The organism is Sinorhizobium sp. CCBAU 05631 (assembly GCF_002288505.1).
GTDB lineage: Bacteria > Pseudomonadota > Alphaproteobacteria > Rhizobiales > Rhizobiaceae > Sinorhizobium > Sinorhizobium fredii_C.
On sequence record NZ_CP023064.1, the window covers coordinates 1,299,637 to 1,313,704 of the forward strand.

Here is a 14,068-nt window from a genome sequence, read left to right on the forward strand (position 1 = left end):
ACGCGCCGGGCCTCCCGGGCCACTCTTCCGAAGATCGACAGCAGCGGCTGCCTTGTGGAGCTTGTTTGCAACGGGCGTGCCAGATTGTTGCCGGCTCTGCACAGGCTTGAAACACTTGATGTTTTCTGGAGAGAGTGAAGAACGGGCAATCGGCCTGTGCGGATTTCCGCACAAACCGGCTGGCACGCCGGGCGAAAACATGCACAATGCCGCCATGACCAAATACCCGTCAGGCACGGACGATCTGGGCGCGCTCCGCCGCCGGTCGCGGCAGTCGTGGCTGCTGTTTGCGGCCGTGGCGCTCATGCTTCTGGTCGCTGGTCTCCACCTTGCCGGGGCATATGGGCGATTGCAGGCGCTCGTTGACCTTGCCGAACAGAGCCGGCTCGACGCCAGCCTGAAAGTCTCGCTGTTAAGGGCGGTGGTCGAGCGGCAGCGGGCCCTGCCGCTCGTTCTTTCCGACGATACCGCCATTCGCCAGGCGCTCGCCTCGCCGAGCCCGCAGTCGCTGGAGCCGATCAATCGCAAGCTCGAAAGCCTTGCGGCAAGCGCCGAGGCGGCCGTCGTCTATCTGATCGGCCGCGACGGCGTCGCCGTCGCCGCCAGCAACTGGCGGGAACCGACGAGCTTCGTCGGCAACGACTATGCCTTCCGCGACTATTTCCGCCTGGCGATGCGCGACGGCAAGGGCGAGCATTTCGCCATGGGGACGGTGAGCCGGCGGCCCGGCCTCTATATATCGCGGCGTGTCGACGGGCCGGACGGGCCGCTCGGCGTGATCGTCGCCAAGCTCGAGTTCGACGGCGTCGAGGCCGATTGGCGGGTGACGGACAAGCCGACCTATGTCACCGACCGGCGCGGCATCGTGCTGATCACCAGCCTGCCCTCCTGGCGCTTCATGACGACGCGGCCGATCCCCGACGACCGGCTTGCCGACATCCGCGAAAGCCTGCAGTTCGGCGACGCGCCGCTACTGCCGCTGCCTTTTCATCGGATAGAGGACCAGCCGGACGGCTCTTCGACGCTGGAGGCGCTGCTGCCCGGCGACGGCACCGAAGCCTTCCTGCGCGTCGAGACGCCGGTGCCATCCACCGCCTGGCGGCTCGAGCAACTGTCGCCGGTAAAGGTGGCGCTGGCGGCCGGGGCGCGGGAGATGCGGCTCCTCATGCTTGCCGCATTGGTGCCGCTCCTGGCGCTGGCCGCATTTCTGCTGCGGCGGCGGCAGGTGGTGGCGATGCGATCGGCCACGGAGCGGCTGGCGCGCACCGAGCTGGAAGAAAAGGTCGAGGCGCGCACACGTGACCTCAGCAGGGCCCGCGACCGCCTTGAAACCGAGATCGCCGACCACCGGCAGACGGCCGAGAAGCTGCAGGCGGTCCAGCAGGATCTGGTGCAGGCCAACCGGCTGGCGATCCTCGGACAAGTCGCCGCCGGCGTCGCCCACGAAATCAACCAGCCGGTTGCGACCATCCGCGCCTATGCCGACAATGCCCGCACCTTCCTCGACCACGGCCAGAGCGCGATCGCCTCCGAGAACATGGAGAGCATCGCCGAGCTTACCGAACGCGTCGGCGCGATCACCGACGAGTTGCGGCGCTTCGCCCGCAAGGGCCATTTCGCGGCCGAGCCGACGGAGATGAAGGATGTCGTCGAGGGCGCGCTTCTGCTCTTACGCAGCCGCTTTGCCGGCCGGATGGACGCGATCCGCATCGAGCTGCCGCCGGACGGCCTGAAGGCGCTCGGCAATCGCATCCGCCTGGAACAGGTGCTGATCAACCTGCTGCAGAACGCGCTGGAAGCGATCGGCGATCGCGACGACGCACTGATCCGGGTGCGCTGCGAGGAGACGGCCGGCGGCATCGCGCTCACCGTCGCCGACAACGGACCGGGCGTCCCCGCCGACATCCTGGACGAGCTGTTCACCCCTTTCAACACCTCGAAGGAGGAAGGGCTCGGCCTTGGTCTCGCGATCTCCAAAGAGATCGTGAACGACTATGGCGGCACGATCGAGGTCGACAGCAGCCCGTCCGGAACGACATTCACCGTGCAACTGAAGGAGGCCGACGCGCCATGAACCGCGCACCCTCTGTATTCCTGGTCGATGACGATCGCGACCTGCGCAAGGCGATGCAGCAGACCCTGGAACTTGCCGGCTTCGCTGTATCGCCCTTCCCCAGCGCGGCCGAGGCGCTCGCAAAACTCGACCCCGGTTTCGAGGGCGTCGTCGTCAGCGATATTCGCATGCCGGGCATGGACGGGCTCGCATTCTTCCGGCGGATCGCCGAGCTCGACGCCGATCTTCCGGTGATCCTGGTCACTGGCCATGGCGACATACCGATGGCGGTCCAGGCCATCCAGGACGGAGTCTATGATTTCATCGCCAAGCCCTTTGCAGCCGACCGGCTCGTGCAGAGCGCCCGGCGGGCTGAAGAGAAGCGCCGCCTGGTGATGGAGAACCGCGCCCTTCGCCGGGCAGCGGAAGCGGCGTCGGAAAGCCTGCCGCTGATCGGCCAGACGCCGGTGATGGAACGGCTGCGCCAGACGCTGAGGCATATCGCCGACACGGATGTCGACGTGCTGGTCGCCGGCGAGACCGGCAGCGGCAAGGAGGTCGTCGCGACGCTTCTGCACCAGTGGAGCCGGCGCCGGAGCGGCAATTTCGTCGCGCTGAATTGCGGCGCGCTGCCCGAAACGGTGATCGAAAGCGAGCTTTTCGGCCACGAGCCCGGCGCCTTCACCGGCGCCGTCAAAAAGCGCATCGGCCGGATCGAGCATGCGAGCGGCGGCACGCTGTTCCTCGACGAGATCGAGGCGATGCCGCCGGCAACCCAGGTCAAGATGCTGCGCGTGCTCGAAGCTCGCGAGATCACGCCGCTCGGCACCAATATTGTTCGCCCGGTCGATATCCGCGTCGTCGCGGCGGCCAAGATCGACCTCGGCGACCCGGCCGAACGCGGCGAATTCCGCGAGGATCTCTACTACCGCCTGAACGTCGTGACGCTGTCGATTCCGCCGCTGCGCGAACGCCGCGAGGACATCCCGCTGCTCTTCTCGCATTTCCTGAAACGCGCCTCGGAGCGTTTCGGACGGGAGGTGCCGGAGATCTCCGCTATGGTTCGCGACCATCTGATGACGCATGCCTGGCCGGGCAATGTGCGCGAACTCTCGCATTTTGCCGAACGTGTGGCACTCGGGGTCGAGGCCAATCCCGGCAAGTCCGCCGCCCCGCCGGTGCCGAGCAACGGCACCCTGCCCGAGCGGCTGGAGCGCTACGAGGCCGATATTTTGAAAGAGGCGCTAACCGCCCATCGCGGCGATGTCAGGGAAACCCTGCAGGCGCTCGGCATCCCGCGCAAGACCTTTTACGACAAGCTGCAGCGCCACGGGATCAACCGGGCGGACTATGGGCGTGGTGCCGAGGAATCCTGAGATCGACCAGGGCATGCGCGGACCGCAAGTGCTTGACGGCGAACGTCGCGAGCCTATCTCCAGCCCATGGATATGACCGAGCGCAGGCGATCCGCCTCCACCAATGTCCGATCGTTTCGGATCGCATTGCAGCGCATTGAACGCGGCCGCGATCCGTCGGCGCTGCGGTGGCAAGCGCTTCTCGCTTTCATCGATCTCAGCATCCTCGCCTTCTTCATCTTGGGCCCCTATCTCCGGGAAGGCCCCACCTATCTCATCATCGACTACACGATCGCCGCCTGGATCGGCGCCGAACTGCTGGCGCGCGCGCTTTCGGCTCCGTCGCTGCGTGTCTTTCTCAGAAGGCCGATGACCTGGATCGACCTGGTCATCCTCGCCACCCTTCTGTTCCCGGACCTCCTGTTCAATTTCGCATTCCTGAGAGCCATGCGGATCTGGGCGATCGGGAGAAGCCCGCTGCTGCGCGAAGGCTTGCGGCGCATCGGCGGCGCGCATCTTCAGGACGTGGTGCGCGCCTGCCTGAACTTTCTCGTCTTCCTGTTCATGATGACGGGCTTCGTCTACACCACCTTCTTCTACGCGCAGGAGGGCGGCGAAGGCTTCGTCGACGCGCTCTACTTCACCGTCGCGACGGTCACCACCACCGGCTTTGGCGACATTACGCTGCCCGGCACATTGGGCAAGCTCACCTCCGTCGTGACGATGATCATCGGCATCTCGCTCTTCGTCCGGCTCGCCCAGGCGGTGGTTCGGCCGCACAAGGTGAACTTCACTTGCCCGCAATGCGGGCTGCAGCGGCACGACCTCGACGCCGTGCATTGCAAGGCCTGCGGCCACCTGCTCAATATCCCCGACGAGGGTGATTGAGCGCCTATTTGCGCGCGAAGCTGAAGGTGAAATGGCTGCCGCGGTGATAGTCGATGGCGTGGATGACGGGCGCGCCGGCCGTGCTGAAGCAGGTCTCGCGAATGAGCAGCGCCGGCCCGAAGTCCCTGAGATCGTGCCGTTCGATCACCTCCGCAGGCAGCATCACCGCGGAGACGGTCGCCGACGACATGCGCGGCCGGTGCCGGTAGCGATCGAGCAGGTCGAGCAGCGAGCCGGTCCAGTCGATGTCGTAGAGACGGTTCGGGATGATGCCGCGCGGGATGTAATCGACGCAATAGAGGATCGGTTCGTCCTTCTGCAGCCGCAGCCTTTCGAGGCGGACGACGCGCTCACCCTCACCCAGCTTCAGCTGTTTCGCGATCAGCGCGTCGGGGATTTCTTCGGCGATCGAAAGCACCTTGTTGAGGGTCTGATAACCGTAGTGCCGCGTCATGTCGGTGACGCTCTCGAATACCGTGATCGGCCTGTCCACCTGGACGGCCGACATGGCCGAAACGAACCGGCCGCGCCCATGCTCCACATAGATGACCCCATCCTGTTCGAGCAGTTTCAGGGCTTCCCGCAGCGCCGGCCGCGAGATCTTGAAGCGCTGCGTCAGCTGCGCCTCGGTCGGCAATTTGTCGCCGGGCTTCAGCGCCTCGTCGCGGATCAAATCGGCGATGCGGTCGCGAAGCTGGATCACCAATGTGCGCGTATCGCGAAGCGGCTCGTCCAATTCTCTCTCCAAAGCGCCATAGACCAGACCTTTCTTGTCTGACAAATTCGGTGTGGTCAAGGTCAAGCGATCGCAAACAGAAAGGGTGGCGCCAGCCAGGACGATCCGCTTTGCTCAGTCAAGCCAGCCCACTTGACACAAGCTCCCGATGTTGTCAGTTGTCTTACAACAATAAACGCGCTGCCATTGTTGTTATATCGAGAGAGAACCATGCTGAATTTCGACGAACAGAGATTTCTTCGCATCCAGTCCGGCGCCGCCGCCCTCGGGCCGCGCCTCGACGCGGTCATCGGGTCCTGCCTCAACAAGGGCGCCGAGAATATCTTCTTTCTGGGTACCGGCGGCGCAGCCATCTTGATGCAGCCGGCGGTGCAATTGCTACAGCGAAAATCGCGCTTCCCGGTCTTCAGCGATCTTGCCGCAGAGTTGGTGGTCACCGGCTCGGCCAACCTGACGAAAAAATCGATCGTCGTGATCCCCTCGCTCTCCGGCACGACCAAGGAAAGCGTGGCGCTGCTCGCCAAGGTAAAGGAGACCGGCGCCACGGTGTTGACGCTCGTCGGCCACGAGGAGACGCCGCTCGGCAAAGGCGGCGACCATGCCTTCGTCAATTTCGCCGAGGACGACACGTCCTGCGAATCCTTCTATCTGCAATCGCTCTTCATTGCGCTTTCGATCCTGCGCCACCGCGGCGAGATCGACAATTACGATGAGATCGTCGCGGAACTGCAACAACTCCCGCAGTTGCTCCTCGGGGTGAAGCGCAGCTACGAGGACATGGCGGAGGCCTTTGCCAGGATCCTCGCCGGCTCGGACTATCACATCGTCACCGGCGCGGGGAACGTCTGGCCCGAGGCCTTCTATTACGGCATGTGCATCCTCGAAGAGATGCAGTGGATCCGCACCCGTCCGGTGCATGCCTCGGACTTCTTCCATGGCACACTGGAACTCGTCGAGAAGGGCGTCAGCGTCATTCTCTTCAAGGGCGAGGACAGCCTGCGGCCGCTCGCCGACCGCGTCGAGAAATTCGCGCCGGGCTACACCGACAAGCTGACGGTACTCGATACGGCGCAATTCGACCTGCCCGGCATTTCGCCGGAGGTGCGCGGTCTCGTCTCGCCGATCGTCCTTGCCACGGTGCTCGAACGGATCAGCGCCCATCTCGAAGTCCTGCGCAACCATCCGCTGACCACGCGGCGCTACTACAAACGCGTTGCCTATTGAGCGGGCAAGCGGCACGAGGGGTCGCGCCTGCAACAGTACTCGCACGCCCCTTGCGTGAATCTTAGGGACAGTCATGACCTCCTTCCGCCTTGCCGCCGTCGGCGACAACTGCATCGATCGGTTTCGTCCGCCGCTGTCCCGGTCCTATGTCGGCGGCAATGCGGTCAATGTTGCCGTGCAGCTCGCGCGGCTCGGTCATCAGTCCTTCTATTTCGGCGCCGTCGGCCGTGATGGCGACGGCGCAAAGGTGCGCCGCCTGCTCGAGGAACATGCGGTAAGGCTGGATCACCTGCAGGAACGCGACGGCAACACCGCCTATACGGATATCGACGTGACGCCGGCCGGCGACCGGATCTTCGTTCACGAGGACTTCGGGGTCTGCGCCGGCTATCGGCCGGATCCGGCCGAGCTGGAAATCCTGAAGACCATGGATCATGTCCATATCGGCTGGCTTGACGATGGCGGCGCGCTGCGCCGCGCGCTCTCGGCGAGAGGTGTCAGCGTCTCGCAGGACGTCTCCGTCAACGCCGCGGCCGCTGACCTCGGAGTCGCGGGGCTGTCGATCGCCTTCGGCTCGGCCGGCGAGAACGACGCCGCGGCCGAGCGCCTCGCCGCCGATTTCCTGGCACGCGGTGCCCGCCTCGCCGTGGTGACGCGCGGTAGTCGCGGCTCGCTTGCGAGCGACGGCAGGGAGCAAGCCACGGCCGGCATCCGTCCCGTCGAGGTCGTCGATACGACGGGCGCCGGCGACAGTTTCATCGCCGGCTTCATCGCGGCCCGGATGGAAGGCCGGTCGCTTGCGGAATGCCTGCAGGCCGGACGCGATCTCGCCTCCCTCACCTGCGCCCATATCGGCGGCTTCCCGCAGGCGCCGCAGCCGCTCTGAGTTTCAAGCCTCGCCTAAACGCGTTTCGAGCGGCGCGCAGTCGCATCAGCGAACATCGAAGCGGCCGAACCGGGCTTCGATGCGGGATTGGAGATATTCCAGGCAGACCGAGAGAAGCCAGTAGATCATCGAGGCGGTGATCAGCATCTCGATATGACGGAACTCCGTCTGTCCCTGGGTGCGGGCAAGATACATCAGCTCCCAGACCCCGACGACCGATACGAGCGAGGAATCCTTCAGCATGGCGATGAATTGGTTGCCGGTCGGCGGGATGATGACGCGCATTGCCTGCGGCAGGATCACCAGCCCCATGGTCTGGGCGGGACTGAGCCCCAGCGCCGTCGCGCCCTCGGTCTGGCCGCGCGGGATGCTCTCGATGCCGGCCCGGAAAATCTCGGTCATATAGGCGCCGTAGCAGAGCGAAAGGGCGAGAATACCGGCAGGCACCGCACTGATGACGTAGCCGACCTGAGGCAGGCCGAGATAGATGATATAGATCTGCATTAACAGCGGCAGGCCGCGAAACAGCGAGGTATAGAAGGTCGCAAAACCGTAGATGACGCCATTCTTCGACAGTTTCGCTATCGCCCCGGCCAGCGCGATGACGGTGGCGACGGCGATCGAGATCACCGATATGTAGAGCGTCGTGACGACGCCCTGCGAGACCAGGAAGCCGATCTTCTTGGCGATGAAGGCGAAGGACAGGTCGAAAGAATAGAAGAACAGCATCAGCAGCGCGAAGAGCTCAAGCCAGACCCCAACCACCTGCCAGTGGCGCGGCAGCTGGCGCAGCGCCTTCCAGTTCACTGCCGCCGTGAGGGCAATCATCGATGCGCTGAGGAATTGCCCGAGCGCGGGATGGGCGGCGAGCCAGTCGGAAGCGGCCGGCAGCAGATGCCCGATCCAGGTCGGACTGATGCCGAGGCCGTAGATGCCGAGCGTGACGAGCGCCAGCATCAACAGAAGGCCGGTGCGCCGCGCCGCGTCCGGGTAAGTCAGTACCAAGCGACCAATCATCGAAACCTCTCCGGCGTTCAGGCAGCGCGCTCGCGCCACCAGTCCTGGGCCTGCAATTTCCAGTAGGTGAGCTGCGCCACGGCAAGGCCGGCATAGCCGCCGGCCCAGACGAGCCCGAAGGACTTGAAGAGCTTGTAACGGTCGGACTGGCCGAGGATCGCCTCCGCAACGAGCTTCCCGCCGATCGCCGTCGTGTTGAGTCCGTGGCCGCCGAAGGCGGTGCAGTGCCATACGCCCGGCTGCATCTCGCCGATCTGTGGCATCAGATGGCGGGCATAGGACATGAGGCCGGACCAGGCGAGCTCGGTCTTCAGTTCTTTCAGTTGCGGATAGGTTCCGACCATCTCGCATCGCAACTCCCGGGCGAGCGCCGCCGGCGAAGCCGCCCTTGTGGTGATCCGTCCGCCCCACAACAGCCGCTTGCCGCCGTCGACCAGCCGGTAATAGTCGCCGGCCCGGCGGTTGTCGCCGACCGCGTCGTCGGTGGCGATCGCCGTGCGGATGAGCTCCGGCGCTTCCTCGCTCAGCATCACATAGGTGGCGATCGGCAGGAAGGCGCGTTTCAGCGGGCCATGCAGCCGACCGCTATAGCCTCCGGTGGTGAAGACGACCTGACGGGCCTTGACCTTGCCGCGAATCGTCTGGACGGTTTTCTCGGCCGCGCCGAGAGCCGTCGCTATTGCGGCCGACCGCTCGTAGATCCGCCCGCCGAGACGCTCGACCTCGTCCGCGATGCCGCGGAGATAGTTCAACGGGTGCATGTGAAAGGCGCGGCCGTCCCTGAGGCCGTGGAAGTAGCGCTTCGACTTCAGGACCGAACGCACCTGGTCGGTGTCGAGATAGTCGAGCGCGTAGCCATAGGCGCGCTTCATCTTGTCCGCATGCGCTTTCAGGCTCATGCCATCGTCATAGCGCAGCACGCTGACGAGGCCAGGCTGCGGACGGGCGCCGTCGATCTTCAGCTGCTCGATCGTCTCCCGGACGAAATCGACCCCCTCGATCGACAGGTGATGCAACTGCCGGGCTGCTTCGGCTCCTGCCCGCCTGGCGATCTCGGCGCTGCCGGTGGCAAAACCCGGGCTGACGAAGCCGCCGTTTCGGCCTGAGGCGCCGAAGCCGATGCATTCGGCCTCGAGCACGATCACCGATTGGCCGGCGCGAGCGAGTTGCAGCGCCGTTGTCAGACCAGCAAGGCCACCGCCGATGATGACGGCGTCGCATTCCACCGCTTCGGACAGAACTGGTCTGACCTTCGCATCGGTCATCGTCTTTCGGTAATAGGTATCGGGATAGGACATGGTCACCCGCGGATCGCTCACATGGACAGGGCTGCGGGCGGTTTGGCCGCCGCCCGCAGATAAGGATCAGTCGGCGCTATAGTCCTTGCCGTACCATTTGGTGGTGAGCGTTGCGAGCGTGCCATCCTTCTTCATCTCGGCGAGGATCTCACCGATCTTCCTGGTCCAGTCCGGATCGACCTTCTCGGCAATCACCACCAGCGGTTCCCTGAAGGCGTATTCGCCATCGAGAACGCGAAGCGGATAGCCGTTCTTGATGGCGTTCATGGCGGTCTGTTCCGGCGCGATGACGGCGTCGAGCCGCACGCCGTTGCCGAGGCGCAGATCGTCGAAGGGCAGCATGGAATCGGCAAAGGTGCGGATCTCGCCGGGCTCGAGCTTGTACTCGACCGGCGGAAGACCGGGTGCGTCGATCTCGAGCTGACGGCGAATGAAGTCCTCGGATGTCGTCGCGGTCTCGACGCCGATGATTTTGCCGTTCAGATCGGCGACGGACTTCGCCGGACTGTCCTTGTGGAGAACATAGACATAGGGGCTGTAGTAATAGATGCCGGCGAAGTCGATCACCTGGGCGCGCGCCTTGGTCGGGGTGACGGAACCGACGCCGAGATCGTAGCGACCCTGCCAGCGGCCGCCGGTCAGCGTTGCCCAGTCGGGCGTCTCGAAGCTGATTTCGACGCCGAGCCGCTTGGCGATCTCCTTCGAAACGTCGATGTCGAAGCCGACCATCTCGTTATTGTCGTCGAGATAGCTCTGGGGTGGCCAGCCGCTGTTGGTGGCAACGACCATGGCCTTCTTGTCCATGACCCGGTCGAGCGTTTCGCCCGCCTCGGCGGTGGTCACGAAGGCCCATGCGGCAGCGCCGATGGCGAGCTTGGCAAACAGTTTTCTCACGCAATCCTCCTGTTCAAATCGATCAGTCGAAAGTTCCCGTTTATGTAAGATGTCTGACAACTGAATTTGCAGGAGCCAGAGATCGGCTGTCAAGGCCGAATGGCTGCCTCTACTCATGAAACGAAGTGATGAGACCATGCGTATTGGTGATGGCAGGACGGGGATGCGCGGCAGACGCCTGTGCCTGAAAGTGGCCCTTACGACGCTGGCCGCCCGTCCCGGATCATCGCGAAATAGTCGTCCAGGCCCACCTGGCCGCCTTTCAGCGCCACCTCAATGTCGTCGATCGACAGGTCGCCGCTGTGGGCGGTGCAGAGCGGCGAACCGGGCGACTGCGGCAGCGGCAGGCGCAAGGTCAGCGCGTCCACCGAAAGCTGGCCCAGCGCGTGGCTCGAGGTGTCGCCGCCGGCGATGACGGCGCGGCGAAGGCCCGCCCGTTTCACCAGTTCCTTGAGGAGCAGGCCGAGCCGCTCGCCGATCCGGTGGCGCGAGCCGTCCTCCAGGCCGATGGCATTGCCGCGATCACTCGAAGGCCCGAGCGCCGTGTAGAATATAACACTCCGCCCCTCCTGCAGAACCCTCAGGCCGCGCGCTATCGCCTCCTCGAGCGCAGCGCCGCTGTCGGCCGCGGCCAGCACGAGCGGATCGACGCCGATGCCGTCAAACCCGTTCTGAAGAGCATGGCGGATCTGGCGCTCGGTGGTCGGCGAGACGCTGCCGGAGACCACGGCAATCCGGTCGACGGGACCGGGAGCCGTGAAGACCGGCGCTTCGCCGATGAGCCCCAGCCTCTGCCACTCGCGGACGAGCGCATATTCCACACCCGAGGAGCCGCAGGCGAACTGGCCGCCGGCACAGCGCTTGCGCCAGAGCTGCCGCCCGACGGCGGCCTGGCTCTCGGCGCCCGCGACATCGAGGAGGACGATGTCGTTTCCCTCGGCAAAGGCGAAATCCGCGGCGGCGTCGGCGTTGGAGGAGGCGAGCTGGGCGATGTCGACCAGCCCCGTCTTCAGCGACGTCTGGCGGGAGAGGTGCAGGCGGATGTCTGCCTCGTCCATGGGCGTCACCGGATGCCGGCTCATCACCGGGTGACGGTCGATACGATAGGTCTCGCCGCGAAAGGCGGCAAAGAGATTGCCGAAGCTCGTGTAGCGACGGATCTCAGGAGCGCCGAGCACCAGCGGCACCGGCGCCTTGCCGAAAATTTCGCGGCCGATCTCGATCGCCTTGCCGATATTGCCGACCGCCGGGCTGGAATCGAAGGTCGAGCAGACCTTGTAATGGGCGATCTGCGCCTGAAGCGACTTCAGCCAGGCGAAGGCCGAGGGGATATGCTCTGCCATCCAATCCGGTGTCTGGCTGCGGCTTGTGCCGGCAAGGCCGAAGGCGCGGCAATGGGCGAAACGTTCGAAGAGCGCCGCCTCCGGGATTTTGAGAAACAGCGCCGTTTCCACCCCATGCGAGGAGAGCGCCTCCATGACGTCGGTGGAGCCGGTCAGGTCGTCGCCGTAATAGCTCAGCAATGGTCTTTGCATGCGCGGCCTTCCGTGGATCGTAGATGTATCAGGCGCCCTTGCCACCGGCGAATTTTTCAACCGACCGGGCGAGTTCCGGATGGTCTTTGGCATAGTCCGCAAGCGAAATGCCCGCGACCGCCGCCTCCCAGGCCTGGCGAACCGCCCTGACGCCGGCGCCGGCGCCGCCCGGATGGCTGACGATGCCGCCGCCGCAGAGATAAAGCAGATCGGTGGAGCCGCCGGTGCGGGCATAGGTCTCGGGGGCCTGGCCGCCCCACTGGCCGGAGCCGACGACCGGCAACGGGCAATCCCGCCCGGAAAAGAGCGGCGTGCTGACCGCCTTGAACGATTTGACGAAGCTCTCGTCCGGCTCCCAATATTTGACCCGGATGCCGTTGATCTGGAACTGGTCGACGCCGATCAGCCGCCAGAACTGCTGCCAGACGGAGAATTCCATGCCGAGGCCGCCATGGCGGGTGAGAATATCCCAGCCGTTCCGGTGCGCATGCAGAACGATCCCCGAGCGCTTGCGCAGAAACGCGACGCCACCCATGCCGATTGAATTGATGTTGACGACGCCGGCATTGCCGCCCGCCTGAACGACGAGGTCGTGATTGCGCATCATCTCGTCCGGATCGGCGTGCGAGATGCCGAAGGCGTACATCACCTTCTTGCCGGTCTTCTGCTCGTGGTCGAGAATCCGCGGCATGATCGCGGCGACCCGCTCCTTCAGCGGCGAATAGGCCGGGCTCATCAGCTTCTCGTCGTCCTTGACGAAATCGACGCCGGAGGACACGAGGTCGCCCACCAGCTCCGCCGTCTCCTCCGGCCTGAGACCCAAGGCGGGCTTGACGATGGTGCCGATGATCGGGCGCTTGTCAACGCCGGTCAGCCGGCGGCTGCCGGCGACGCCGAACTGCGGCCCGGGATGGGCGGCAGCAAATTCCGGCGGCAGTTTCAGGTCGACGACGCGGATGCCGGTCATCCCCTTGATCGAATAGACGCCGCCGATCGCGATTGTCATGAGCGCGGCGAGATCCGTGCCGATCGCATCGAGCGGAAAGGCGATCTCCGCCTCGGCCCGGTTGAAACGCTGTGCCCCGCCGCCCTCCTCCGGCCAGGCGGGCCGGTCGGCCGGCTCCAGATGCCTGATGGCGACGACCCGAGCCGCGACGCGCGCCTTCAGCTCCTCGGTTTCGCCCGGCACCGGCACGAAGGTTCCGGTCGACTGATCGCTGGCAATCTTTGCCGCCATCGCCTCGACGTCGCCGGGTGTCTCGATGCGGTAGGTGATGCGGATCACGGCGGTTTGCCCCTCATGAAAATCAGTGGCCTCGTTCCCTCAACTGGTATAATGAGTATCTGAGCTGCGCAAGCGAAATCGCGTGAGCCGGCCGGTGAGGGCGAGATTTCCTCGCCACGGAAAACGTGCATATAGAGGGACGAGCGAGAATAGCGGTGGAGTTCACATGGCGATTCAATCAGAACCTATCGTCCGCAGGAAGCTTTCCGACGAGGTCTTCGCCCGGCTGAAGGCGCTGATCGAAACCGGCGAATTGCAGCCCGGCGACGAGATGCCGTCGGAGCGGATGCTGATGGAGCGTTTTCAGGTCGGCCGCCCGGCCATTCGCGAAGCCATGCAGACGCTTGCCAATATGGGGCTGATTGAGATTTCGCATGGCGAGCGCGCCAGGGTGCTGCAGCCGACGGCGCAATCGCTCCTGAGGCAGGTGGACGTCGCCGCCAAGATCATGCTTTCGGCGTCCTCGGACTCGCTCGAGCACCTGAAGAACGCGCGAATCTTCTTCGAGCGCGGCATGGTGCGCGAGGCCGCAAGCCGCGCTACGACGGCCGATGTCGCCGCGCTCGAGGAGATCTTAAAGCGCCAGCGCGCCGCGCTTGGCAATTCCGACTCCTTCATCGCCGCCGACATGGCCTTCCACGGCCGCATCGCTGAGATCTCCGGCAATCCGATCTTCAGTGCCGTGAGCGAAGCGATGCTCGGCTGGCTCAAGGAATATCATACGGAAATGCTGATCTGGACCGGCAGGGAGAACGTGACGCTCTCCGAGCATGCGGAGATCATCGACTGCATCCAGCGCGGCAAGCCTGATGAGGCCGAGCAGTCGATGATCAAGCATCTCGAGCGTTCGCGGGCGCTTTATGCGCCGAAGGGCAAATAGATTACGCTTGGGAGCGC

12 protein-coding genes are annotated in these 14,068 nt (G+C 64.7%); 6 read left to right on the top strand and 6 right to left on the bottom strand.

All coding sequences use genetic code 11. The features are described 5' to 3' along the window. Window positions 1-199 precede the first annotated feature (199 nt). From SS05631_RS25535 to SS05631_RS25545, 3 genes are all read left to right on the top strand, one after another. The gene (locus SS05631_RS25535) at window positions 200-2,074 is read left to right on the top strand and encodes a sensor histidine kinase (protein WP_037416080.1); all 1,875 of its coding nucleotides are present in this window, start codon (window positions 200-202) and stop codon (window positions 2,072-2,074) included. Continuing rightward, window positions 2,071-3,429, top strand: a complete 1,359-nt coding sequence (locus tag SS05631_RS25540; RefSeq protein ID WP_037416043.1) for a sigma-54 dependent transcriptional regulator — start codon at window positions 2,071-2,073, stop codon at window positions 3,427-3,429. The genes SS05631_RS25535 and SS05631_RS25540 overlap by 4 nt, the downstream gene beginning before the upstream one ends. A 66-nt stretch (window positions 3,430-3,495) precedes the next feature. Continuing rightward, window positions 3,496-4,296 carry a potassium channel family protein gene (locus tag SS05631_RS25545; RefSeq protein ID WP_037416041.1) on the top strand — a complete coding sequence of 267 codons (801 nt, stop codon included), beginning with the start codon at window positions 3,496-3,498 and terminating at the stop codon, window positions 4,294-4,296. Between the two features lie 4 nt (window positions 4,297-4,300). Here the strand turns inward: SS05631_RS25545 and SS05631_RS25550 are convergent, their stop codons facing one another. Next, complete coding sequence (locus tag SS05631_RS25550; protein WP_037416039.1) at window positions 4,301-5,032, bottom strand: GntR family transcriptional regulator; 732 nt, start codon at window positions 5,030-5,032, stop codon at window positions 4,301-4,303. Window positions 5,033-5,242: 210 nt separating this feature from the next. On the opposite strand from SS05631_RS25550, the gene SS05631_RS25555 reads away from it, so the two are divergent. After that, window positions 5,243-6,256, top strand: coding sequence for an SIS domain-containing protein (locus SS05631_RS25555; RefSeq protein WP_037416037.1), 1,014 nt, complete (start codon window positions 5,243-5,245; stop codon window positions 6,254-6,256). 73 nt (window positions 6,257-6,329) lie between these two features. After that, window positions 6,330-7,142, top strand: coding sequence for a PfkB family carbohydrate kinase (locus tag SS05631_RS25560; RefSeq protein WP_037416035.1), 813 nt, complete (start codon window positions 6,330-6,332; stop codon window positions 7,140-7,142). Between the two features lie 45 nt (window positions 7,143-7,187). On the opposite strand, the gene SS05631_RS25565 is transcribed toward SS05631_RS25560, so the two are convergent. The 5 genes from SS05631_RS25565 to oiaX all read right to left on the bottom strand — a co-directional run bounded on the left by SS05631_RS25565 (window position 7,188) and on the right by oiaX (window position 13,171). Then, window positions 7,188-8,159, bottom strand: coding sequence for an amino acid ABC transporter permease (locus tag SS05631_RS25565; protein ID WP_050988199.1), 972 nt, complete (start codon window positions 8,157-8,159; stop codon window positions 7,188-7,190). A gap of 17 nt (window positions 8,160-8,176) precedes the next feature. Further along, on the bottom strand, window positions 8,177-9,457 hold the full coding sequence (locus tag SS05631_RS25570) for an FAD-binding oxidoreductase (RefSeq protein ID WP_037416032.1): 1,281 nt from the start codon (window positions 9,455-9,457) through the stop codon (window positions 8,177-8,179). Between the two features lie 66 nt (window positions 9,458-9,523). Beyond that, entirely contained in the window at window positions 9,524-10,351 is an 828-nt protein-coding gene (locus tag SS05631_RS25575) for a transporter substrate-binding domain-containing protein (protein ID WP_037416031.1), read from the bottom strand. A gap of 197 nt (window positions 10,352-10,548) precedes the next feature. Then, complete coding sequence (locus SS05631_RS25580) at window positions 10,549-11,886, bottom strand: four-carbon acid sugar kinase family protein (protein ID WP_095678096.1); 1,338 nt, start codon at window positions 11,884-11,886, stop codon at window positions 10,549-10,551. Window positions 11,887-11,914: 28 nt separating this feature from the next. Continuing rightward, a complete protein-coding gene (gene oiaX / locus SS05631_RS25585; protein ID WP_037415972.1) occupies window positions 11,915-13,171 on the bottom strand; it encodes a 3-oxo-isoapionate-4-phosphate decarboxylase OiaX in 1,257 nt (418 codons plus the stop codon). Window positions 13,172-13,337: 166 nt separating this feature from the next. Here oiaX and SS05631_RS25590 point away from each other — a divergent pair, with 166 nt between their 5' ends. After that, window positions 13,338-14,051: a transcriptional regulator NanR gene (locus tag SS05631_RS25590; RefSeq protein ID WP_037415969.1), complete on the top strand. Its 714-nt coding sequence runs from the start codon at window positions 13,338-13,340 to the stop codon at window positions 14,049-14,051. Window positions 14,052-14,068 lie beyond the last annotated feature (17 nt).

Bases quoted from the DNA above. Each gene is read 5' to 3' on its own strand.
- SS05631_RS25535 (WP_037416080.1), top strand. From the start codon at position 200: ATGCACAATGCCGCCATGACCAAATACCCGTCAGGCACGGACGATCTG.
- SS05631_RS25545 (WP_037416041.1), top strand. From the start codon at position 3,496: ATGGATATGACCGAGCGCAGGCGATCCGCCTCCACCAATGTCCGATCG.
- SS05631_RS25570 (WP_037416032.1), bottom strand. From the start codon at position 9,457: ATGTCCTATCCCGATACCTATTACCGAAAGACGATGACCGATGCGAAG.
- SS05631_RS25540 (WP_037416043.1), top strand. From the start codon at position 2,071: ATGAACCGCGCACCCTCTGTATTCCTGGTCGATGACGATCGCGACCTG.
- SS05631_RS25590 (WP_037415969.1), top strand. From the start codon at position 13,338: ATGGCGATTCAATCAGAACCTATCGTCCGCAGGAAGCTTTCCGACGAG.
- SS05631_RS25580 (WP_095678096.1), bottom strand. From the start codon at position 11,886: ATGCAAAGACCATTGCTGAGCTATTACGGCGACGACCTGACCGGCTCC.
- SS05631_RS25555 (WP_037416037.1), top strand. From the start codon at position 5,243: ATGCTGAATTTCGACGAACAGAGATTTCTTCGCATCCAGTCCGGCGCC.
- SS05631_RS25565 (WP_050988199.1), bottom strand. From the start codon at position 8,159: ATGATTGGTCGCTTGGTACTGACTTACCCGGACGCGGCGCGGCGCACC.
- SS05631_RS25560 (WP_037416035.1), top strand. From the start codon at position 6,330: ATGACCTCCTTCCGCCTTGCCGCCGTCGGCGACAACTGCATCGATCGG.